The organism is Methylocella tundrae (genome assembly GCF_901905185.1).
GTDB lineage: Bacteria > Pseudomonadota > Alphaproteobacteria > Rhizobiales > Beijerinckiaceae > Methylocapsa > Methylocapsa tundrae.
Genome location: NZ_CABFMQ020000118.1, coordinates 1 through 1,631 on the forward strand (window position 1 = coordinate 1; position 1,631 = coordinate 1,631).

Genomic DNA, 1,631 nt, shown 5'->3' on the forward strand with positions numbered 1-1,631 from the left:
GCGGTTTCGCGCGATCTCTCCGCGCTTGACGCCGCGGCGCCGCAAACCCGCGCTGAGGCGCTGGCTGATTCGCCGCGCGTCAAAATCGAGACGCCGGCGATTTTTGGCTCGCTGGCGCTGAAGGGCGCGCGCATCGACGACGTCGCGCTGAAGGCCTACCGCGAGACGGTCGATCCAGACAGTCCGAACATCATCCTGCTGTCGCCGCCCGGCGCGCCCGACGCCTATTACGCCGAGGCCGGCTTTCTCTCGGGCGCCGGCGCGGCGCTGGCGCTGCCCCGCGCCGACACGCTCTGGCGCGCCGACCGCGACACGCTGACGCCGCAAACGCCGGTGACGCTGAGCTATGACAATGGCCAGGGCCTCGTCTTCCATCGCCAGATCGCGGTCGACGAACGCTATATGTTCACCATTCACGACAGCGTCGAGAACAAGTCGGACAAGCCGGTCACGCTCGCCCCTTACGCGCTCGTGGCGCGGCACGGCCTGCCGAAAACGGTGAATTATTCGGTGCTGCATGAAGGTTTCGTCGGCGTCATCGGCGACGGCGGCGTCGAGGAGATCAAATACGACAAGATTGAGAAAGAGGATCACGCCGCGAAAACGCTGTCAGGCGTCGGCGGCTGGCTCGGCTTTACCGACAAATATTGGGCCGCCGCCGTCATCCCGGACCAGAAGGAGACGATCGAGGCGCGCTTTTCGGCCGGGCTGACAGGGCCGATCAAAAGCTATCGCGCCGATTTCGTCGGCCCGGCGCAGGTGATATCGCCAGGCGCGTCGAGCGAAACGACGAGCCGCCTCTTCGCCGGGGCGAAGGAAGTGCATACGCTCGACGCCTATCAGGCCGATCTCGGCATCAAGAAATTCGAGCTGCTGATCGACTGGGGCTGGTTCTACTTCATCACCCGGCCGATGTTCCAGCTGTTGCACTTCCTTTATACGCTGACCGGCAATTTCGGCGTCGCCATCCTGATCGCCACGGTGATCGTCAAGGGCCTGTTCTTCCCGCTCGCCAGCAAGAGCTATCTGTCGATGGCCAAGATGAAGGCGGTCGCGCCGCAGATCGCCGCCATCAGGGACAAATATCCCGAAGACAAGATGAAGCAGCAGCAGGAAACCATGGCGCTTTACAAGCGCGAGAAGATCAATCCGGTGTCGGGCTGCCTGCCGATGCTGATCCAGATCCCGGTGTTCTTCGCGCTTTATAAGGTGTTATTCGTCACCATCGAGATGCGGCATGCGCCCTTCTTTGGCTGGATCAAGGATCTCTCCGCCCCCGATCCGACCAATATCTTCAATCTGTTCGGGCTTTTGCCTTTCGACCCGACGCAAATCCCGATGATCGGCCATTTCCTCGCGCTCGGCGTCTGGCCGCTCATCATGGGCGTCACCATGTTCGTGCAGATGAAGGCGAACCCCGAGCCGGCCGATCCGACGCAAAAGCAGATCTTCACCTGGATGCCGGTGATCTTCACCTTCACCCTCGGCGGCTTTCCCTCCGGCCTCGTCATCTACTGGGCCTGGAACAACACCCTCTCCGTCGCCCAGCAGACGCTCATCATGAAAAGAGCCGGCGTCAAAATAGAGCTCTTCGACAATATCGCCGGAATGTTCAGAAAAAAGGCCACGAG

1 protein-coding gene is annotated in these 1,631 nt (G+C 61.6%); it reads left to right on the forward strand.

What is annotated here, in order from left to right; translation table 11 throughout:
• Positions 1-1,631: membrane protein insertase YidC (gene yidC / locus MPC4_RS17265; RefSeq protein WP_174513615.1), on the forward strand; the 1,631-nt coding region annotated here is incomplete at both ends.